The following is a 19,887-nucleotide window of genomic DNA, read 5'->3' on the forward strand; positions in this document are numbered from 1 at the left end:
TACGCGACGAGTCAATCGGCGTCCCGGCCGGACCCGCGGCCGGTGCACCCGCACCGGTCGTATCGGTGGCCGGCATCTCCACCGTAGAGTTGGGCCGAACGCCGGGCTTGAATCCGTGCGCCTCGTAGTAGTAGAGCAGCCCCGCGGCCCCACCGATCACGGCGAGCACCACGAAGGGCCACGCCGGCATGCCGTTCCGGAGGGCGAGCGAGCGATCGGCAATGCGCCGCCCGGACAGGTCGCGCCGCTCGGGCGCGGCCCGGCGGTCCACGGACGCCGCGTTGAGCGGAGTCGTCGGCTGGCTCGCGATCGCGGCCGCCACCGAACCGGAGTTGACCGCCGCGCGCACCGATCCGGGCGCCGCGATCGGCTGCCCCTGCAGTGCCGCGACCAGCTCCTCGCACGCCTGGAACCGGTCCGCCGGGTCCTTCATCAGCATCCGCTTGATCGCCTCGAAAAGCCGGCGTTCGTCCGCGGTGAGCAACTGCGGCGTCGGGATCGGCTCGGTGATGTGCTTGTAGCCGATCGAAAAACTGTCCTCCCCATCGTACGGCACCGCGCCGGTCAGGGCCTGGTAGGCGACGACGCCGAGGCTGTAGATGTCGCTCCGGCCGTCGATGGGCTGGGCCCGCGCCTGCTCGGGGCTCATGTAGTGCGGCGTGCCGATCGACATCCCGGTGCCGGTGAGCCGCTGGCCCGAGGCCGCCTTCGCGATGCCGAAGTCGGTGAGGACGCACTGCCCGAACTCGTCGAACATGATGTTGTCGGGCTTGATATCACGGTGGACGATGCCGCGCTGTGCCGCGTAGCCGAGGGCGCTTCCGGCTTCCACGAGGAGACGCCGGATTTCGGGCGGGGTGAGCGTCTTCCGTTCGGCCAGCACGCCCGAGAGCGCGCCGCCGCGTAGAAACTTCATGACGAAGTAGATCACCCGGCCCGAGCGGCCGACCCGGTAGATCGGGATGATGTTGGGGTGCTCGAGCTGCGCCGCCGTGCGGGCCTCGCGTTGGAAGCGCTCGACGAACTCGCTGTCGAAGCCCAACGTGAACGGCAGCACCTTGACCGCTACCTCGCGCTCCAGGTGCCGGTCCTTGGCCCGGAACACGAGCGCCATTCCGCCGCGGCCCAGCTCTTCCAGCACCTCGTATTCGCTCGACAGCGCTTCGCGCACGAGGTCGAGCTCGGCCACGGCGCCGCTCGCGAGCGCCTGGATCGGCGTGGTCGCCGTGAGATCGAGGCCGCAGGAGGGACAGAATTTGGATTGGCTGGCGACTTCGCTGCCGCAGCGCGAGCAGAACATGGGCCCCAAGCTATCGAGGGTGTCCGGGTAGTCAAGCGAGTTTCCGGCGTTCGAGCGCCAAATGGCACGAACTATGCCGGTGAGCACATGACCCGCTTCTCATCGCACGCGTTTCACTACCCCGGAGTACCCGTGGTCCCGTATCACACGATTGCCTTCAGCCAGCAGAAGCTCCGCGCCGCCCTGCGCCGCGCCGCAGCCCAGGAGCCCGCGCTCACCTACGGCTTCGTGGTGCACTCGAGACGGCACCACACCCGCCCCACGCTCGGGATCATCACGCTGAACGGCGAAAGCCTCCCGCTCAGCCGCAACCTCCTCGCCTCGCTCGGCGGGCTCCCGCTCTGGCTGTTCGGCCACGCGCGCATTTCTCTCGGACACGGCACGACCATCGACGGCGTCGAGGACGAGGAAAAGGCGGCGATCGCGCCGCTCGTTTCACTCATCATGCATATCGCAACGTTCGACGCGAGTACCGGGGTGACGCAGAATCTGGTGCAGGTCGAAGCCGCGATCCGCGCCGATACGCTGGTGCAGCCGCTGCTCGTGCTCACGCACGGCCGACCGTCCGCCTGGCCTTCCTGAAGAGCGGCCGCTAGGGAGCGGCCGCCGTCCGCAGGAACCGCTCGATCCCGTCGTAGACCCCACGCGCATACAGCTCCTGCCCCTCGGCGCTCCGGAGCGCCGCCTCCTGATCCGGCATGATGATGTACATCCCTTCGCAGAGTACGGCCGGCATCCAGCTCGGCCGCGCCAGCGCGAGGTCCGCCCGGCCGACGCCCAGGTCGCGGAGGCCCAGACGGCGGACGAGCGCCGTCTCGATGTCGCGCGCAAGCGGAAGGGCCTGCGGCTGGTTGTAGAAGACGCTGGTGCCGCTGTTGGTGAGCGGATTGACCCCGTCCGGCAACGCGTTTTGATGGATTGAGACGAGAAGGTCGGCATTGAGCCGCTCGGCGAGCCCGATGCGCGGCAGGAGATCCACCGCCGAGCTGTCGCTCCGGGTGAGCGTGACCCGCGCGCCGGCCGAGCGGAGGAGATCGCGCAGCCGAAGCGCCACGGCGAGGTTCGCATCCTGTTCGCGGAGGCCGGTCGGACCGGTAGCGCCGAGCGGCGGGTGCCCCGGATCCACCACGATGACGCGCCCCTCAAGCGGATGCGAGGGATCCATGGGTGGCGGGGCGCGCAGCTCGACCACGAGATCGGTCCGGCTCCAGCGCACCCGGTATCCCCAGAGCGGGCGCGCCAGATCGAGCGTGAGCACAACCTGTCCCGGCGCCTTCTCCTCCCAACTCATCCGGCGCACCAGCGAGTCGCGCGCGACCGGCCCGTAGCGCATCCAGTCGAGGTCGCCCATTGCGCCGTAGAGCGTGAGGGTCACCGACCGTTCCGCGGGCGTCACATGGAACGGGAGCCGCTCGCCCACCGGAATTCGGACGACCGCGCGATCCGGGTCAGCGGCGCGCGAGAGCGTTACCGAGCCGACCGTGGCAGCTGGCGGCGGCGTTCCGGCCGGGAGGGCGTGCGCGTCGGCGGCGGCGACCCAGGTGTCGAGGCCCGGCTCGAGCCGGAGCCGCAGGTCGTCGTTCACCCGGCCACTCACGACCGCGCGGGTGCCGGTCGGAAAGAACCAGTAGTAGCTCCCCCCGGGCGTGGTGCGGCCGGGAGTGAGGCTGTCGGTCCCGCCGCGATGCGCCACGTCGTCGTCGAGCTCGGCCACGACGGGCAGCGTGTCGAGCACCGCCACGCTGAGGGGCCAGCTCACCCGGGCGGTATCTCCGCCGCTGATGGCCTCGAGCACCGGTTCGGCATAGGAGCCGACGGGAAGCGGCTCGGCGACGGCGAAGGGGCACCGGCCGGTCGGACAGCGGGCGCGGGCAGCCGCGAGGGCGCGCGCGAAGTCCGGTCCTGCGCCGGGTAGCACGGCACCCGGGCTCTGGCCGAGCGGCCGCGCCGCCAGCAGGCCGGCGTAGTGTTCGGCATTCAACGGGAGCGCGAGGTTGGCCGTGTCGCGGTCGAAGGCGCGAACGGCGCGGGGCACCTCATCATGCGACCCCTCGGGCCAGAGCGGCACCACGGTGCCATCGCTCAAGCGAAGCTGCACTAACGCGCCGGCCGACGCGCGCGCCGAAAGGGTGAGCAACTCACCGTGCCCGAGCCAGACGCGCCCGCTGGGCCGGAGCGAGCTGCTGTCGATCCAGACCGGTGCCGCGGGCGGCTCGAACGCCATGGCGCGGGGCACCACGTAGTCGAGCCGCGCGGAATCGGCGGCGGTGCGCGCCTCGATATCGAAGTGCATCAGCGAGTCGCGCGGAAACGCAAGCCACGCGAGCCATGCGCCATTGGGCCAGACGCGCGCGGGCACGCGGTTCACCGTGACCGCGGCCGCGCCGTTCCCGGAATATCCGAAGATGAAGCTCGAGTCGCGCACGCTCACGGTGTCGTCGGGACGCGGGTAGACGACGCGAAGCGCAAGCGGGCCGCGCACCTCCGGCACCGCCGGCAGGCGCCGGGAAGCGCCGTCGGGGCCGGGAGAGGTGATCGGTTGTGGTGCGCAGCAGAGGGTGGCGAGTGCGAGCCAGCCGGCCCCGAAGGAGCGGGCGAGGTGCATGTTGCAAGGTACACGGGCGCCATAACTTACGCCAAGATGGCGTTGACGGCCCCCCGGCGCCTTCCCTAGATTCACCGGACCTTTCATGACGAGGTCCGCGTGAATCTCGGCCCGATCCGCGTGTCGGTCTTCGGCAAGAGCGATCTTGGCCGCACGCGCGAGCACAACGAGGACACCTTCCTCGTGGCCGACCTCACGCTGCGCAACGCCAGCCTCCGACCCGAAGTGCGCGATCATGTGGTGGGTCCGCGCGGCTCGCTCTTCATGGTGGCGGACGGCATGGGCGGCGCCGCCGCAGGCGAAGTCGCGAGCCGCATGGCGGCGGACGTCATCTATCGGCATCTCTCCACCGAGTGGGGCGACGACCCGGATGTCTCCGAGCGCCGGTTCGCCTTCCGCATGCGCGAGGCGGTAGAACGCGCCAACCACGAGATCCATGTCTACGCCCGCGCGCACCCCGAGATGCGGGGCATGGGGACCACCGCCACGGTGGCGGGCGTGCAGGGATCGAATCTCTACCTCGCGCAGATCGGCGACAGCCGAGGTTATCTCGCCCGCGGCGGGCGGCTGATTCAGCTCACCAAGGACCAGTCGCTCATGCAGCGACTGGTCGAAGCCGGCGAGCTGACCGAGGAGGAGGCGGAGCAGAGCGAGCGGCGCAACATCATCCTGCAGGCGCTCGGGCCTGATCCGAAGGTCAAGGTGGAGCTCACCTACCAGCCGCTCCGCCGCGGCGACACGCTCGTCATCTGCTCCGACGGCCTCTTCGGCCTGGTGAAGCGCGACGAAATCGCCGAGGTGATCGCGACGACGCCCGACCTCGCTGCCGTGTGCGGTACGCTCATCGATCTCGCCAACGCGCGCGGCGGTTCGGACAACATCACGGTGGTGCTGGCCCGCTTCGAGGGTCAGGGGCTGCCCGACGCCGATGGCGCCGCTGGCGTGGAGTATCGGGTGTACCGGCCATCGGGCGACGTGGAGCCGGAGGAGCCGCCGGCGATGAGCATGGCCGCGCCACCGCTCGCGGGCGCGTTTGCCGGGGTACGCGCCGGCGGGCACGCGGCAGCGTTCGGCGACGCTTCCGCCCCGCTGCCGCACGCGCCGGTGCCGCTGGAGCCCGCGCCGCTCGAATCGGCGCCGGGTGCGCCCCAGGTGGATGCGCCTGCGCCGGGCCTCGCACCGCCGCCGGGGTCGTCGCCCTCGTTTCCGCGCGCGCTCATCGCGATTCTCCTCGTCGTGGCGCTGCTCATCATCATCAGTCTCCTCTCCCGACGTTGAGCGGGTGACGCTCTGATCCGCGATCCAGACGTGGCTCCGCCGGCCGCGAAGCCACTCGCGGTGCGGCTCGCATGGCTCGGCCTGCTGTCGGTGGCGTCGGGCCTGCCCTACTTCCTCTTCTATGAGACCGTGCCGGTGTATCTCGCGGCGCGGCACGTGAGCCTGGCCGAGATCGGGCTCGCCACCGGAGCGTCGGCGCCGTGGGTGCTCAAGTTTCTCTGGTCTCCGCTGGTGGATCGCTACGGAAGCCGGCGGGCGTGGATTCGCGGCGCGCTGCTGTTGCTCGCGGCTGCGACGGTGCTCTTCGGCGCGGTCGAGCCGGCTGCGCGGCCGGTGGCGTTCGGCCTCCTGCTCACCGCATTCGTCGCGCTCTCGGCGACGCAGGACATCGCGATCAACGCGTACACGATCGAGAGCACCACGACCCGCGAACTGGGCGTCGCGAACTCGGTGCTGATCGGCGGCTATCGCGCGTCGAGCTTCGTCTCGAGCGCGCTGCTCATCTGGATCGCCGCCCGGCGCGGGTGGGACGCGGCATTCGGCGCGGGGGCGGCGGTCTTCGCGGTGCTGGCACTCGCGACGCTCGCGCTCCCCGCGGCCGAGGGCGCACGCAAGGCGCCCGGCACGCTGACGGAGCCGATCGCGGCGCTTCTCAGGCGGAAGGACGTGTGGGCGATCGCGCTCTTCGCCCTGCTCTTCAAGCTGGACATTTCGGCGATGGAGCCGATGACGAAGCCGTTCTGGGTGGCGCGCGGCTTCGGACTGGGTGAGATCGCGGCGCTCACCACGGCGCGGCTCGTCGCGACGCTCGTGGGCGCCGCGCTCGGCGGCATCGTGGCAACCCGGTGGGGCATCTTCCGCGCGCTCTGGTCGCTTGGTCTCGTGCAGTTGCTCTCGAGCCTGGGCTACGCGCTCGCGGCCGCGGTGCCGGGCAAGGCGCTGGTGACCGGGGCCGCCGTGTTCGAGAACTTTGCCGCCGGCCTCGGCACCGCTGCGTTCCTCGCATTCCTCATGTCGGTCTGCGAGCGGCGCTACGCAGCGACACAGTACGCGCTCCTGAGCGCGATCTTCGCCCTGAGCCGCTGGGCCGCAGGTATTGCGTCGGGCGTGCTGGCGGAGCAACTCGGCTTTGCGCGGTATTTTCTGCTGACGTTTTTTCTCGGCCTTCCGGCCTACCTGCTGCTGCCAAGGATGCGGCGCATCTCGTAGACGGGTCGCTCGGCGTGGGTCGCGTCACGCCTTTGCCGCGATCCAGCGCGCCACGGCTTCCTGCATGAGACGCTGGCGGTGCCACGCAATCAGGACCGGCGCCGGGCCCGGTATCTCGGCCACGAGGCGGGGATGGCCAAAGAGAACCACGAGCCCCGCGTCGGGAGCTTCCCGCGCGAGCGCGGCGGCGGACTCGGCGCTGAAACTGGCGCGGCCTTTCCATCCTCTCGGTCCATTGAAGGCGAGCACGACGCGCGTGCTGGTGCGGCTGCCGGCGCGGTTCACGGCGAGCCGGAGGGACAACCCGCGGCGTTTGAGCTCGGCTTCGACGTAGCCCGCCGGGCTCGGCGCGTACGGCCCGCCCACGTCGTCGTCCACCACCACACATTCGATCGGCGGCGGAAGCGGGCTCATCCGGCCGCGCACGAGGCCGCGGTCGAGCAGCGCATCGGCGAGCGCGTCGGGAGATACCCAGGGGCCTGCGCGCGGAGGCACGACGGGGCGCTCTGCGCGCTCGAGCGCGTGGACGTAGCGCCGCCGCGCCTCGCGCACCCGCGCGGGCTCGAGCCGGCCTGCGTCGATTGCGCGCGCGAGCGCATCGTGGACCGCCGCCGGGTCGCCCGGATAGAGCAGCAGGTCCACGCCGGCGCGGATCGCCTCGACCGCCGCCTCGCCCTCGCTCCGGCCGGCGCGCGCGCCTTCCATGATGAGCGCGTCGGTTACCACGAGCCCGTCAAAACCGAGCGATTCGCGGAGCTGGCGGAGGATGGGCGGCGACATCGTGGCGGGACGGCGTGATGGGTCGAGCGCAGCGTATGCCACGTGCGCCGTCATCACCGTGGCGACGCCCGCGCGCGCGGCCTCGGCAAACGGGCGCAAGTCGCCCGCGCTGAGCGTGGCCGCATCGGCGTCCACCTCCGGCAGCGCGACGTGCGAATCGCGCGCCGTGCGCCCGTGACCCGGATAGTGTTTCGCGCACGCCAGCGCACCTGCGCTCTGGCATCCCTCGACCCAGGCGCGCACGCAGGCAGCGACGCGCGCGGGATCAGCGCCGAACGAGCGCGTCTGCACGATGGGATTCTCCGGCAGCACGTCGAGATCGGCAACCGGCGCAAACGCCCAGTTGATTCCGACGCTCCGCGCATCGGCGCCGGTGCGGGCGCCGGCCCAACGGATCACGTCGAGGTCGCCGAGCGAGGCCAGGGCGAGCGGCGGCGGCAATTCGCTCAGCCCGGCCACCTGCTGCCCCGCCCCGCGCTCGATGTCCGACCCGATGAGGAGCGGGCGATGCGCCCGTCGCACCAGATCGGCCGTGAGCGTGCGCACTGCGTCCGCCGTGCCACCGAAAACGATGAATCCGCCGGCGCCGATGGCGAGCGCGCCGGCGATCAGCGGTCCTTCGTGAGCAAACCCCGTGTCGGGGCGCCACCGGAGCGCGGGAATGATGAGACGGCCGAGCGCGGCATCGGCTCCGGGCATGGGAGGAATGCTAGGCCGGCGTGATCGCGCCGAGAATGCGCGGCCCGATGGCGCCGGTGGCCGCGGGTACGTTGCCGGGCTGGCCGTGCAGCGTGAGGTACCCGAGCAGCGCGAAGGCGACGGCTTCCTTGGCATCGCCCGGAAAGAAGAGCTCGTCGAAGCGGCGAAGCCGGGTGCCTTCGCTTGGCGCCGCCCCGCCGTCGAGCGCGCGCGCGAGTGCCGCGACGAGCCCCGGATGGTGCGCGCCACCGCCTGAGATGACAACTTCGGGCCGGCCGGGAACCCAGCGCTCGATGGCGGCTCCGATCGAACGCGCCGTGAGCTCGACCGCGGTAGCGACGCCGTCCGGGCCCGGCACCCGGGCGTGCAGCCGCCGCGCGTACGCGTCGCCGAACCGTTCGCGTCCGGTGCTCTTCGGCGGCGGCGCCGCAAAGAACGGATCGCTCAGCAGCTCTGCGACCACGCCGGCGTCGGCGCGACCGCGCGCGGCGATTGCGCCGTCCTGATCGAACGGCGCGCCAGGCGCCACCAGCCGCGCCACCGCGTCGATCACCGCCACACCGGGCCCGGTGTCGAACGCGAGCGTGCCCCGCTCCTGCGCCCGGCGTGGCACGTAGCAGAGGTTCGCCATGCCGCCCACGTTGAGCAACACACGGGGTGCATCGGGCGAGGCAAAGAGGAGGACGTCGGCCGCGGGGACGAGCGGTGCGCCCTCACCTCCCGCGGCGACGTCGCGCGCGCGGAAGTTGTGGACGACGCGCACGCCGAAGCGCTCGGCCAGGAGCGCCGGCTCGCCGAGCTGCCAGCTGACGTGAGGCGGCTCGTGCCAGACGGTCTGGCCGGGAAATGCGATGAATGCGAGCTCGCGCGCGGCATCGGCGTGCGCATCGAGCAGGCGCCGTACGGCATCAGCCGCCCACTCAGCGAGGCTGGCGTGAAGGAGCGCGTACTCGCGCGGCGTGCCGCCCTCGAGCGCCGAACGGAGCAGCGCGCGCTGCGCGTCATCGTACGGCCGAGTGAGGAAACCCAGCAGTTCTGCGCGAGTCGGGCCGGTGAACCGGACCAGCGCGGCGTCCACGCCGTCGAGCGAGGTGCCCGACATGAGGCCGATGCCGACGATGGGCCGCTCGCTCACGCGGGACGCACCGGCGGCGGATCGCCGACGATGGGCCGGAGCCGGCCCGCGTGCGCTTCGATCAGGCGCTCGGCCTCGGCGCGGGAGACCCCGCGCCGCGCCATGACGATCGCGAGCTTCACGCTCCCCTCGGCGGCGTCGATTGCGGCGCGCGCCGCCGCCCGGTCGAGTCCCGTCGCCTCCATGATGATCCGCTCGCTTCGATCGATCAATTTGTCGTTCCACGCGCGCAGATCGACCATCAGGTTCCCGTATGTCTTGCCGAGCCGGATCATGGCGCCGGTCGTGATGGTGTTGAGCACGAGCTTGGTCGCGGTGCCGGCCTTCATGCGGGTCGAGCCGGTGACGACCTCGGGCCCGACCGGCACCAAGACGACGACGTCGCACTCCGCCGCGAGCGCCGGCGGCGGGTCGGCGCAGGTGACGAGCGCGGTGCGCGCACCGAGCGCCCGCGCGCGCGCGAGTGCCGCGCGCACGAACGGGGTGGTGCCGCTCGCCGCGATGCCGATGACTATGTCGTGCGCGGTCACGCGGTGAGCGTCGATCGCGTCCGCGGCCGCCTTCACATCGTCCTCCGCGCCTTCGACCGAGCGCACCAGCGCGGCGGCTCCGCCCGCGATCACCGCAACGACCATCTCCGGTGGCGTTCCGAACGTGGGCGGGCACTCGGCCGCGTCGAGCACGCCGAGGCGGCCGCTCGTCCCGGCGCCGATGTAGACCAGCCGGCCGCCGGCGCGGAAGGCCGTTTCGACCAGCTCGATCGCACGCGCGAGCTCCCTCCGCGCCCGCGCCACCGCCGCCGGCACGCCGGCGTCCTGCGCGCCGATCAGGTCGACGATTTCGAGCGGCGTCGCGACATCGATGGCGATGGTGGCAGGGTTGCGGCGTTCCGTGAGCCGTGCGTCCACGAATTCGTCGGGCATGGCGCGGAAGATAAGACGCCCGGGCGAGACGGAGAACGGCGCGGCTCCGATGGACGGAGCCGCGCCGTTCGCCCACGCGAGATCGCGAGAGATGCCGCTACGCCGTCGGCGTGAAGGGGCTCTTGAGCGTGAGCTTGACCGACGATCCGGCGGGCACGACGACATCGCGGTCCTTGGTTTCGACCGCGCGCTGCGCGCCCACCGCGCCGCCAATCACACCGCCGATGATGGCACCCGTGGCACCCCCGCCGATCACCCGGCCCGCGACGGCGCCGATGCCTGCCCCAGCGCCGACCTTCGCGATATCACCCGCGCCGGTCTTGCGCCCCGCGAGGCTGGTGTTCACCGAGTCGATGCTCGCCGTGATGGGATAGCTCTGGCCGTTCATCCGCACTTCGGTCGGCTCCAGCGTGAGCGTGCCGGTCTTGTCGCTCTTGTTCTCGGATTCGTGGATGGCGGTGATCTTCATCGACACCGTGGCGCCTCGGGGGATGACCGTGCGCCCGCGCGAATCTTTGACCGCCGAAGTGGTGGTCGCCTCGATCACGTCGCCCACCTTGTTGCGCCGGGAGCTGATCGAGTCGGCGAGCGTGGCGCGGATCACGGTGCCGGCCGCGAGGCTCGCGCCGGCGGCAGGTGCCGCGGGCGCCGCGGGTGCCGCGGCGCCCGATGGCTGGGGCGTGGCCGGCGAAGGCCGGCTCGGGTTCGAGCTGGCGCCGGCGGTGGACCGCCGCTTCGGGGCCGGTGCTGCCGGTGGTGCTGCGGGCGTTGCCGCCGCCGTGGCGGTGTCCGCCGCGCGGTCGCCGAGCGCCGCGGTCGTGTCGGTGGGAGCCAATTGCAGATCGCGGGTCAGGCTGTCGGCCGACGCCATGGAGCCGCGGTCGCGTCCTCCGCAGGCCACGGCGCCGGCCGCGGCGGCCGCCACGAACGCCGCCGCGATGCTTCGATGCCATCTATGCATATCACACCTCTCCTTCAGGTGGTAATCGCTAGGGTACCGCGGAGCCGGATAGCTCAGGTCGCGGTGAACTTCTGCCGCAACCGTATGGTAACCGCGGCGCCTGGGGAAACCACCACATCGCGGTCCTTGGTCTCGACGGCGCGCTGGGCGCCCACCGCCCCGCCGATGAGTCCCCCGATCACGGCACCCGTGGCGCCGCCACCAATCACCCGGCCGGCGACCGCGCCGATGCCTGCGCCGGCGCCGACCTTGGCCACGTCGCCGGCGCCGGTGCCACGGCCCTGGAGGTGCGAATCGACCGACTCGACGGTGCCGTCGAGCGCGTACGCGTGCCCACCGACCGTGATGTCACCGGCCTCGAGCTTGAGCTTCCCGGTCTTGTCGCCCTTGTTCTCGGATTCATGGATCTCCGCGATCGTGAACGTCACCGTCGAGCCGGCGGGAATCACCACCTGGCCGGCGGCATCGCGCACATCCTGGGCGACCCTGGCGCGCACGCGGTCACCCGCCTTGTTGCGGCGTGAGGTGATCGAATCGACCATCGCGACGTGAATCACGGTGCCCGCGTCGAGACTCGCCGGAGCGGCCGGCGCGGGTGCCGGCGCCGGCGCGGGAGCCGCGGCCGCCTGCGACGGCTCGCTCGCCGGGCGCGGGGTGGAACGCGGCTTGGGCTTGGGGCGCGGGGCCGGAGTCGCGACGCGCGCCGGCTCTGGCGCGGGTGCGGCTGCGGGCGCGGCCGCGGTATCGGCCGGACGGTCGCTCAGCGGCTGCGTCGTGTCCACCGGCGCAAGCTGCAGATCGCGCTTCAGGCTGTCGGCCGCGGCCATCGTCTGCCTGTTGTCGCCCCTCGAGCACGCCACCATGGCGGCGAGGGCCACCAGAGCCACGATTCGCTTCGCCATCAGTTCCTCCTTGAAATCTGACTTGCCCGGGTTTCGACTGCCGGTGACATTTGAGCCGATGCGTGAGCTGCGCGCGCTGTTACCGTACCTCCGCCGCTATCGCGGCACCGTGGCATTCGGCATGGCCATGGTGCTCGTGTCGAACGGCTTTGCCGTGCTTGGACCGCACTTTCTGGAGCGCGGCATCGATGCGCTCCGGGCTGGGGCGCCCTTCGCACGGGTCCAGTACTTTGCTTTCCTCATCGTGGGCGTCGCCGCCGTGGGCGGTGTGGCGCGCTACGGCATGCGCCAGATCCTGAACAGCGCGAGCCGCTGGATCGAGTACGATCTCCGGAACGACCTGTACGAGCACGTCCAGGGAATGTCAGCCGAGTTCCACGATCGGCACACCACGGGGGACGTGATGGCCCGCGCCACCAACGATCTCCTCGCGGTGCGCATGGTGGCGGGACCGGCGTTGATGTATCTGGTGGATACAATAATCAGGGCGGCGCTCATCGTACCAGCCATGGCGCGCATCAGTCCGCTCCTCACCGGCCTCGCCCTGCTGCCGCTCGTGGGGCTGCCCATCGCCATGGTGTCGCTCGGGCAATTGATCCACCGCCGCACGCTGGAGATCCAGGGGCGGTTCGGCGACCTGACCGGCTTCGTGCACGAGAACCTCTCCGGCGTGCGGGTGGTGCGCGCCTACCGCCAGGAACGTGCCGAGCTGGATGCATTCGGCGACCTCAACCGCGACTATCTCCGCCGCAACATCGCGCTCGCCCGGGTGCAGGGTGTGTTCTATCCGGTGATGGGCCTATTCGGCGGGCTCGGCGCCGTAATCATCATCTATCTCGGTGGGCGCCTCGTCATCGCGGGCACGGTGAGCGTCGGCGCATTTATCGCGTTCGGCGTGTATCTCGCCATGCTGGTGTGGCCGATGATCGCGCTCGGCTGGGCCATCAATCTGGTGCAGCGCGGGGCCGCCTCGATGGCCCGCATCAACGAAATCTTCGCCGAGCGGCCCGCCATCGTGTCCCCGGCCGCGCCGAAGCATCTGCCGCCGCTCAATCCACGCGGGCCCAACGCTCGCGCGCTTTCAGTGCGCGAGCTCTGGTTCCGCTACCCCGGCGCCGTGGACCGCGGCTGGGCGCTTCGGGGCATCTCGCTCCATGTGCCTGCCGGTCGATCGCTCGCGGTCGTGGGGCCCACGGGCTCGGGCAAGTCGACGCTCGTGGACCTGGTGGTCCGCACCTACGACCCGGATCGCGGGCAGGTGGAGATCGACGGTGTGAACATCCGGGACCTGCCACTCGAGGAACTGCACCGCGCCATCGGGTTCGTGCCGCAGGAGACCTTTCTCTTCAGCGCCCGGCTCCGCGACAACGTGCTCCTCGGCGCGCCCGACGACGGCCGGCTCGAGCGCGCGGCGGAGGTATCGCAGTTGAGCGCGGCGCTCACCGATCTTCCTCACGGCTTCGATACCATGTTGGGCGAGCGCGGGGTGAATCTCTCGGGCGGGCAGAAGCAGCGCGCGGCCATTGCGCGCGCCCTCGCGCAGGACCCGACGATCTTCGTGCTCGACGATGCCTTGAGCGCGGTGGACGCGCAGACCGAAGCACGCATCCTGGCGGGGCTCCGCGGTGCGCTCGCGGGCCGCACCAGCGTGATCGTGTCCCACCGGCTCACCGCGGTCCGGGATGCGGACTGGATCGTCGTGCTGGACGAGGGACAGGTCGTGGAACAGGGCACCCACGAAGCGCTGGTGGCGCGCGGCGGCCGCTACTGGGAGCTGCTCCGCCGGCAGCAGCTCGAGACCGAGCTGGAAACCGCGTTGGAGGAAGAGGCCGAGGGCGAGGCGGTAGGCTGAGCGGGCGGGCGGCCCGCCCTACTCGGCGAGCGGGCCGAGGTCGCGGCGGCGGCAGTCCTGGCAAATGCCGTGGATCTCGACCCGGTGGTGCTGGTGCAGGAAGGCGTGCTCGTCGGCGATGATGGGAAGCATGCGCTCCAGCCGCTCGTTCTGAAACTCGACCACGGCCCCGCAGCGGACGCAGATCAGGTGCTCGTGGTGCGCCTGCTCCGGCGTGGGCTCGAAGCGCCGGAAGCCTTCGCCGAAATCGTGCGCGCGGGCGAGGCCGCTTTTCACCAGCACGTCGAGCGTGCGGTAGATCGTCGCGGTGCCGACGTGCTCGCCCCGCTCGGCGAGCCGCTTCTGGATGGCCTCGACCGAGAGATGCTCGTCGGACGTGAGCACCGTCTCCGCGACGAGATCACGCTGGCGGGTGACCGGGAGGTGGTGGTCGCGCAGGTGGCGGCGGAACCGGTCGAGGAGCGCGGCGCCCTCGCCTCTAGCGAGCCGGGCCATCGTCGGGATCCTCGGGCGGCGGGAACCACGCGGCGAGCGGCACGGGGACCGGCGGATGCTCGTCGTCAGTGCGCTGATGCACGTCCCGCAGCAGCGTGGCCAGCGCCTCGACGGGTCCGCTCCCCACCTCCTCCAGCTCCGCCTCGAACTGCCCCCGCTCCTTCCCCTTGAGCACGAGCACGTAGCGCGCGGTGTAGATGCGGCGCCGCTCGCCCGAACGGCGCGCGACCACGGCCGTGCCCCATTCCCGCCCGTCGCGGCGGAGGTTGGGGAAGGCCCAGACGGCGTCGATCTCGCCCGGCGGGAGCGCGCGGCCGATGTGCTCCGCCAGCCGGCTCCAGCCCAGGCCGACGCCCGGCGCCGCGGCCGGCCGGTTCAGTCCGGCGCCTGGGCCCATCGCTCCACGTAGAATCGGAGCACGTGCATGAAGTCCTGCGCGTTGGTCACCACGCCGTACGCCTGGTGGGTGCCGCGATCCTTGAGTTTGTTCACCACGAACTCGGTCTGGTCCACGCAGATCGTCATGAGCGGCTCGGGCACGCCGTGGCCGGTGTGGAACGCCGGCAGCATGTTGCCGACGGCGATCGCGTGCAGCGCCGTGGCGATGAAGATGGCGCCCGTGGCCTTGACCGTGTGCTCGCGCATGGCATCCTGCGCCGCGAGCGTGTCGCTCAGGACGCCGGGGAGCGGGCCGTCGTCGCGGATGGAGCCAGCCAGCACGAACGGAATACCGTGGGTGACGAGCGAATGCATGATGCCGCTCGTCACGAGCCCCGAGGCCACGGCGTTCTCGATCGAGCCCGCCGCGCGCACCTGGTTGATGGCGCGCATGTGGAGGCCGTGGCCCCCCTCGGTGGCCTCGCCGGTGCTGGTCATGCCGAGCGTCGTGCCGTAGATGGCGGCTTCCATATCGTGCACGGCGACGGCGTTTCCGACGAGCACCGCCTGCACGAAGCCCTTGGCGATGAACCACTCGAAGTCCGCGCGCGCGCGCGAGTGCACCAGCGCCGGCCCCACCACCCAGATGAGGTAGCCGCCATTTCGCCGCTCCTCGACGAGCCGGCGCGCCAGCTCCTCGTAGTTCACCGGCCGCTCGCGGCTCACCTCGGTGGACATGAAGCGGAACTCGTTCGCCCCGTGGCTGCCGCCCAGAAACCCGTCCCCGTGAACCACGATGCCCTGAGTGCCGTCCTCCGCTTCGCCCATCGCGACCAGATCGCCTCGACGCAGCCGGCGCGGCTCGATCGTCTCCAGCCGGTTCGGCCGGCGCACCACCACACAGTCCATCCGCGGCCGCTCCGGCATGACCCAGCGGCCGTCCACGTGCAGGTAGGTCGGGAGGTTGGAGGTCGAGAAGAAGCCTTCGGGCAGCACGCCGTCGGCGGGGAGCGGCGCAAAGCGGGCCTCCGGCGCACCCGCGAACGGCGGCTTGGCAAAATCGGGCATCCGATACGGCGAGTCGGCCATAGAGCGCGGAAAGCTAGGCGCCGCCCGGGGGCGATACAAGCGGCGGAGCCGTTGTATAATCCTGACGTCATCCGCGTGCCCACCCTTCGCAAGGACTCGGCAATGCCCGTCCGGACCCGTCCGCGCCCGGCAGCATCCTCGAGGTCGCTCGTGCTGGCGGCGTTCGCGGCGGCGCTCGCGCTCACGCCGCGTCAGACAGCGGCGCAGCAGCCGACGGCAGCCGACACGGCAGCGCGGGACACGCTGGCGCGCGATACCACCGTGCAGCAGCTCAAGACCCTCGAGGTGACCGTCACCCGCACCGCCGAGCCGCTGAGCCGGGTGCCGGCGGCGGTGTCCGTGCTGGACCGCGCCGAAATCCGCCGCGCGCAGCCCACGCTCGGCCTCGACGAAGCGCTCAACGATCTGCCCGGCGTCTACGTCGCCAACCGCTACAACTTTTCGCTCGACCAACGGCTCTCGATCCGCGGCTTCGGCAGTCGGGCCAACTTCGGCACTCGCGGCGTCAAGATCCTGCTCGACGGCGTGCCGCAGACGCTGCCCGACGGCCAGAGCCAGCTCACCAACGTCGAGTTCGGATTGATCGACCGGGTTGAGGTGCTGCGCGGCTCGGCGTCGTCGCTCTACGGCAACGCATCGGGTGGCGTGATTTCGCTTCAGACCGAAACGGCCGATCCGGGCCCGTTCTCCCAGTACGTCCGCGCGGAAGGCGGCGCGTTCGGCTTATTCAAGTGGCAGACCCGCACCCACGGCCGCCTCGGCGCCGCGAGCGGCGTGCTCTCGCTCTCGCGCGCCACGCTCGACGGCTTCCGCCAGCAGAGCGCCGCCGACCTCCGCCTGCTCAACGCGGGCATCGACTACGCGCTTTCGGGCAACGACCTCCTCACCCTCCGCTTCAACGCCGCTGACGATCCGCAGGCGCAGAACCCCGGGGCGCTCACGCCCGCCGAGTACGCGGCGAACCCCGATTCGGCCTCGGCGGGCAACATCCGGCGCGGGGCCGACAAGGATGTGAGCCAGGAGCAGCTCGCCTTCGGCTACAAGCACGTGGGCAACGAGGGCGACGAGTACGGGGTCACGATCTTCGGCGTCCTCCGCGATCTCAACAATCCGCTCGCGACGCCCCCGCCGCAGGGGCCCGGGCCCACCATCGGCACCTACGTGCGGATCGGCCGCGCGGTGGGCGGCGTGCGGGCCACGGGCACGCGGCGCATCGGCCAGGGTACGCTCGCGCCACAGCTCACGGCAGGCGTGGATTTTCAGTATCTGCGCGACAATCGCAGCAACTTCCGCTCGGTGTCGGGCGCGCCGACCGACAGCGTGCTGGTGGACCAGCGGGAGCAGGTGGACGAGGTGGGGCCGTTCGTGCAGGCGAACTGGACGCCCACACCGCGCGTCCGGGTGAGCGGCGGCGCGCGATACGACCGGGTGCACTTTGCCGTTGACGACCGTCACCTGACCGACGGCCGGGACGACAGCGGCGACCGCACGCTCGATGCGTGGGACGGCAACGGCGGGGTGAGTTACTTCGTCTCCGACGCGGTGATCCCGTACGTCAACGTGGCCAGCTCGTTCGAGACGCCGACCACGACCGAGCTGGCCAACAGGCCGGACGGGAGCGGCGGCTTCAACGACGCGCTCGGGCCGCAGCGCGCCTGGACCTACGAGGTCGGCGCGCGCGGACGGATCGGCACGCGGGTGGAATACTCGGTCGCCGCGTTCCTCGGGCGGGTGAGCGACGCGATCGTCCAGTTCGAGGAGGTGGGCGGCCGCGCCTTCTTCCGGAACGCCGGCAAGACCCACAACGACGGCGTGGAGCTCGGCCTCTCGGTGACGCCGATCCGCGGGCTCCGGGTCTTCGGCTCCTACACATTCGCGGACTACATCTTCGCGGACTACAAGGTGCAGAACGGCGCGTCGGTCGACACGCTCGACGGCCACCGCCTTCCGGGCGTGCCCGAGCACTTCGCGCGGCTCGGGCTCCGGGCCGATCTGCCTCGCGGGTTCGCGGTGGATGTGGACCACACGCTCAGCTCGTCGCTCTTCGCCGACGACGACAACACCTTCGAGGTGGCCGGCTGGGGCGCCGGCGTCACCAATCTCAGGGTGAGCTGGCGGGGCGAGACCGGGCGCACGCGCGTGACGCCGTTCATCGGCATCAACAACCTGTTCGACAAGCGCTACATCGCCTCGGTGACGATCAACGGGTTCGACCGACTGGCCAACGCCCCGCGCGTGATCGAGCCCGCGCCCGGCATCAGTCTCTATGCGGGGGGCGAGATCGGCTTCCGGGCGGGGCAGTAGCGCCGCGGATGAGCGTCGCGATACCGACGACGGTCGCGTTGAATTCGATCTCATGCCGGGCGTGAAGCTGGGTCGCCGCCGAGTCCGGCGGTGGGTGCGTCGCACGACCCGGGGCGTCCGGCACGTCACCTACGGCGCGGTGCGGCCGGCGCGCGGCGCGTGGGACGACTTCGTCGACTGGTTCAACGCGCTCGAGCTGAGCGAGAACGCGATCCTGCTCGGATTTGCCGTGCTCATCGGCATCGCGAGCGCGCTCGGCGTGGTGGCGTTCTACAAGCTCATCGACTTCGCGTACATCGCCTTCTTCCGCTGGCCCGGCACGTTCCTCCCCAAACTCGGATTTCTCGCGTACCGGCCGGTCGTGACCGGCGCCGGACTCGTGGTGGCGTGGCTCATCATGCGCCAGTTCGGGCAGGGGAACGACGGCCTCAACGTGCCCGACGTGCAGGTAAGCGTGGTGCGGCGCGGCGGCGTGATTCCCTCGCGCCCGGCGCTCGCGCGGACGGCGGCGAGCGCGGTGACGATCGGCGCCGGCGGTGCGGCTGGCAGCGAGGGCCCGGTGGCCGTGCTCGGCGCCGCGATCGGCTCGCTCCTCGGGCGGCTCTTCCGCTTCGCCTCGTCACGTGTCACGGTGCTCGTGGCGGCGGGAGCCGCCGGCGGGATTTCGGCCGCGTTCAACGCGCCGCTTGCCGGCGCGTTCTTCGCGCTCGAGGAAATCCTGGGGACGCTCAGCGTCAGCGCGTTTCCGACGGTGGTGGTGAGCAGTGTGGTGGCCGCCGTGGTCTCGCGCGCGGCGTTCGGCAACCATCCCGCATTCGGGATTCCGATGGAGTACGGCTACCGCCTCACCTGGGAGGTGGCCGCGTTCTATCCATTGCTTGGCGTCATTGCGGGGCTCGTCTCGGTCGCTTTCGTGCGGATCTTTTTCGCGGCCGAGGAGCATCGGGCGCGGCTCAAGCTTCCACCGGCGCTGGTGGCGGCGCTCGGCGGGGTGTTGGTAGGCGGCCTTGTGTTCGCCTCACGAGGATTTCTGGTGGGCACCGGGCATGTGGCGTTTCCGCTCGTGGTGTTCGGCCGGCTCGAATGGTACACGCTCGCGGCGCTCGCGCTCGGGGAAATTCTGGCGACGTCGATTACGCTCAACTCCGGCGGCTCGGGCGGCCTCTTCACGCCATCGCTCTACGTGGGCGCGGCCACGGGAGGCGCGGTGGGTGTCGCATTGCAGCGCCTGTTCCCATCGCTCGCGCTGCACCCGGAGGCGTACGCGCTGGTCGGCATGGGCGCGCTGATCGCGGGCGCAACGGACGCGCCGATCACTGGCATTTTGCTCGTGTTCGAGATGACGAACGACTACGCGATCATCCCGCCGCTCATGCTCGCCGCGGTGATCAGCTACGTCATCGCCCGCTGGCTCGAGCCCGACTCGCTCTACAGCGGATGGCTCCGCCGGCGCGGCGAGGACATCGAGCACGGCACCAGCCGCGACGTGCTGGCAGGGCTGCGGGTGGGCGATGCCTACGAGCGGCGGCCGGACGTGATTCCCGCCTCGGAGCTCGTGAGCGCCGCGCTCCGCCACCTCGGGCGGGCCGACCAGGAGACCTTCCCGGTGATTGACGCCGACGGGCTCCTGATCGGCGTGCTCACGCTCTCGGAGCTGGGCCAGATCGCGCGCGATCGGAAACCCGACGACGCCAGACTCACCGCCGGGGACGTCGCCGACGACTGCGAGACCGTTGCGCCCGCCGACACGCTGCTCGAGGCGATCCACCGGATGGGCACGCGCGGCTCGGCGGCGCTGCCGGTGGTCGACCCCGTTACGGGCCGGCTGCTCGGGCTCCTGAGCCGGAGCCACGTGCTGGGCCTGTACGAGCGCGCAGCGCTCGGCGCGCCGGAGGGCATTGGCGCCGAGCTCGCCGCGCCACCGTCGGGACAATAGGGCGCGCGGAGGTGCGCGCGCGACGGTTCGCGGGAACGCGT

The 19,887-nt window shown here is 71.2% G+C and carries 16 protein-coding genes; 6 read left to right on the forward strand and 10 right to left on the reverse strand.

Features of this window, described 5'->3' with window-relative positions; genetic code table 11:
- The coding region (locus tag VFW66_10975; GenBank protein HEX5387215.1) for a serine/threonine-protein kinase at nucleotides 1-1,300 on the reverse strand (1,300 nt) is incomplete at its 3' end.
- A 132-nt stretch (nucleotides 1,301-1,432) separates the two neighbouring features.
- Here VFW66_10975 and VFW66_10980 point away from each other — a divergent pair.
- The gene (locus VFW66_10980) at nucleotides 1,433-1,882 is read left to right on the forward strand and encodes a hypothetical protein (protein HEX5387216.1); all 450 of its coding nucleotides are present in this window, start codon (nucleotides 1,433-1,435) and stop codon (nucleotides 1,880-1,882) included.
- A gap of 10 nt (nucleotides 1,883-1,892) precedes the next feature.
- Here VFW66_10980 and VFW66_10985 read toward each other — a convergent pair whose 3' ends face one another.
- A complete protein-coding gene (locus VFW66_10985; GenBank protein ID HEX5387217.1) occupies nucleotides 1,893-3,905 on the reverse strand; it encodes an N-acetylmuramoyl-L-alanine amidase in 2,013 nt (670 codons plus the stop codon).
- A gap of 99 nt (nucleotides 3,906-4,004) precedes the next feature.
- Here VFW66_10985 and VFW66_10990 point away from each other — a divergent pair, with 99 nt between their 5' ends.
- Both VFW66_10990 and VFW66_10995 read left to right on the forward strand, forming a co-directional pair.
- Nucleotides 4,005-5,183: a protein phosphatase 2C domain-containing protein gene (locus VFW66_10990; GenBank protein HEX5387218.1), complete on the forward strand. Its 1,179-nt coding sequence runs from the start codon at nucleotides 4,005-4,007 to the stop codon at nucleotides 5,181-5,183.
- A gap of 30 nt (nucleotides 5,184-5,213) precedes the next feature.
- On the forward strand, nucleotides 5,214-6,392 hold the full coding sequence (locus VFW66_10995; GenBank protein HEX5387219.1) for an MFS transporter: 1,179 nt from the start codon (nucleotides 5,214-5,216) through the stop codon (nucleotides 6,390-6,392).
- Between the two features lie 24 nt (nucleotides 6,393-6,416).
- On the opposite strand, the gene VFW66_11000 is transcribed toward VFW66_10995, so the two are convergent.
- The 5 genes from VFW66_11000 to VFW66_11020 form a co-directional block, all read right to left on the reverse strand.
- Nucleotides 6,417-7,871, reverse strand: coding sequence for a glycoside hydrolase family 3 N-terminal domain-containing protein (locus VFW66_11000; GenBank protein HEX5387220.1), 1,455 nt, complete (start codon nucleotides 7,869-7,871; stop codon nucleotides 6,417-6,419).
- Nucleotides 7,872-7,881: 10 nt separating this feature from the next.
- Entirely contained in the window at nucleotides 7,882-9,006 is a 1,125-nt protein-coding gene (locus tag VFW66_11005) for an anhydro-N-acetylmuramic acid kinase (protein HEX5387221.1), read from the reverse strand.
- Nucleotides 9,003-9,929 carry an N-acetylmuramic acid 6-phosphate etherase gene (murQ, locus tag VFW66_11010; protein ID HEX5387222.1) on the reverse strand — a complete coding sequence of 309 codons (927 nt, stop codon included), beginning with the start codon at nucleotides 9,927-9,929 and terminating at the stop codon, nucleotides 9,003-9,005. The genes VFW66_11005 and murQ overlap by 4 nt, the downstream gene beginning before the upstream one ends.
- Nucleotides 9,930-10,026: 97 nt before the next feature.
- A complete protein-coding gene (locus VFW66_11015) occupies nucleotides 10,027-10,890 on the reverse strand; it encodes a hypothetical protein (protein HEX5387223.1) in 864 nt (287 codons plus the stop codon).
- Between the two features lie 53 nt (nucleotides 10,891-10,943).
- A complete protein-coding gene (locus VFW66_11020; GenBank protein HEX5387224.1) occupies nucleotides 10,944-11,792 on the reverse strand; it encodes a hypothetical protein in 849 nt (282 codons plus the stop codon).
- A 43-nt stretch (nucleotides 11,793-11,835) separates the two neighbouring features.
- Here VFW66_11020 and VFW66_11025 point away from each other — a divergent pair, with 43 nt between their 5' ends.
- Complete coding sequence (locus VFW66_11025; GenBank protein ID HEX5387225.1) at nucleotides 11,836-13,644, forward strand: ABC transporter ATP-binding protein; 1,809 nt, start codon at nucleotides 11,836-11,838, stop codon at nucleotides 13,642-13,644.
- 18 nt (nucleotides 13,645-13,662) lie between these two features.
- Here the strand turns inward: VFW66_11025 and VFW66_11030 are convergent, their stop codons facing one another.
- From VFW66_11030 to VFW66_11040, 3 genes are read right to left on the reverse strand one after another with little or no spacing between them, the layout of a single operon-like run.
- Nucleotides 13,663-14,139 carry a Fur family transcriptional regulator gene (locus VFW66_11030; GenBank protein HEX5387226.1) on the reverse strand — a complete coding sequence of 159 codons (477 nt, stop codon included), beginning with the start codon at nucleotides 14,137-14,139 and terminating at the stop codon, nucleotides 13,663-13,665.
- Entirely contained in the window at nucleotides 14,123-14,536 is a 414-nt protein-coding gene (locus VFW66_11035) for a hypothetical protein (protein HEX5387227.1), read from the reverse strand. The genes VFW66_11030 and VFW66_11035 overlap by 17 nt, the downstream gene beginning before the upstream one ends.
- On the reverse strand, nucleotides 14,515-15,606 hold the full coding sequence (locus VFW66_11040; GenBank protein ID HEX5387228.1) for a hypothetical protein: 1,092 nt from the start codon (nucleotides 15,604-15,606) through the stop codon (nucleotides 14,515-14,517). Before VFW66_11040 ends, VFW66_11035 begins: the two co-directional genes overlap by 22 nt.
- Before the next feature lie 150 nt (nucleotides 15,607-15,756).
- Here VFW66_11040 and VFW66_11045 point away from each other — a divergent pair, with 150 nt between their 5' ends.
- Nucleotides 15,757-17,910 carry a TonB-dependent receptor gene (locus VFW66_11045; protein HEX5387229.1) on the forward strand — a complete coding sequence of 718 codons (2,154 nt, stop codon included), beginning with the start codon at nucleotides 15,757-15,759 and terminating at the stop codon, nucleotides 17,908-17,910.
- A 94-nt stretch (nucleotides 17,911-18,004) separates the two neighbouring features.
- Nucleotides 18,005-19,846, forward strand: coding sequence for a chloride channel protein (locus tag VFW66_11050; GenBank protein HEX5387230.1), 1,842 nt, complete (start codon nucleotides 18,005-18,007; stop codon nucleotides 19,844-19,846).
- Nucleotides 19,847-19,887 lie beyond the last annotated feature (41 nt).

This window comes from Gemmatimonadales bacterium (assembly GCA_036279355.1).
In the GTDB taxonomy this organism is placed as follows: Bacteria; Gemmatimonadota; Gemmatimonadetes; order Gemmatimonadales; family GWC2-71-9; genus DASQPE01.

Bases quoted from the DNA above. Each gene is read 5' to 3' on its own strand.
- murQ (HEX5387222.1), bottom strand. From the start codon at position 9,929: ATGCCCGACGAATTCGTGGACGCACGGCTCACGGAACGCCGCAACCCT.
- VFW66_10985 (HEX5387217.1), bottom strand. From the start codon at position 3,905: ATGCACCTCGCCCGCTCCTTCGGGGCCGGCTGGCTCGCACTCGCCACC.
- VFW66_11035 (HEX5387227.1), bottom strand. From the start codon at position 14,536: ATGGGCCCAGGCGCCGGACTGAACCGGCCGGCCGCGGCGCCGGGCGTC.
- VFW66_11020 (HEX5387224.1), bottom strand. From the start codon at position 11,792: ATGGCGAAGCGAATCGTGGCTCTGGTGGCCCTCGCCGCCATGGTGGCG.
- VFW66_11040 (HEX5387228.1), bottom strand. From the start codon at position 15,606: ATGGCCGACTCGCCGTATCGGATGCCCGATTTTGCCAAGCCGCCGTTC.
- VFW66_11030 (HEX5387226.1), bottom strand. From the start codon at position 14,139: ATGGCCCGGCTCGCTAGAGGCGAGGGCGCCGCGCTCCTCGACCGGTTC.
- VFW66_11015 (HEX5387223.1), bottom strand. From the start codon at position 10,890: ATGCATAGATGGCATCGAAGCATCGCGGCGGCGTTCGTGGCGGCCGCC.
- VFW66_11000 (HEX5387220.1), bottom strand. From the start codon at position 7,871: ATGCCCGGAGCCGATGCCGCGCTCGGCCGTCTCATCATTCCCGCGCTC.